The 250-nt window shown below is 45.6% G+C and carries 1 protein-coding gene; it reads left to right on the top strand.

The genetic code is table 11. The annotated features are described in order from the left end of the window. A partial coding sequence (locus SB660_RS22550) for an FGGY family carbohydrate kinase (protein WP_410584717.1) occupies window positions 1-250 on the top strand: 250 nt, incomplete at both ends.

The following is a 250-nucleotide window of genomic DNA, read 5'->3' as shown; positions in this document are numbered from 1 at the left end:
TCTCAAATTGCCGGCATCGGCATCACGAACCAGCGCGAGACGACGGTTGTGTGGGATAAAGATACAGGAAGTCCTGTCTATAATGCAATCGTTTGGCAGTCCAGACAGACGTCCGGCATTTGTGAGGAACTTCGTGAAAAAGGATATAATGATACATTCAGAGAAAAAACGGGACTTTTGATCGACCCTTATTTCTCAGGAACGAAAGTCAAATGGATTCTTGACAATGTAGAAGGCGCGCGGGAAAAAG

This window comes from Bacillus sp. SIMBA_005 (assembly GCF_046535585.1).
GTDB lineage: Bacteria > Bacillota > Bacilli > Bacillales > Bacillaceae > Bacillus > Bacillus pumilus.
Note: the sequence above shows the minus strand (reverse complement) of the source record. Positions and strands in the feature narration are given on the sequence as shown.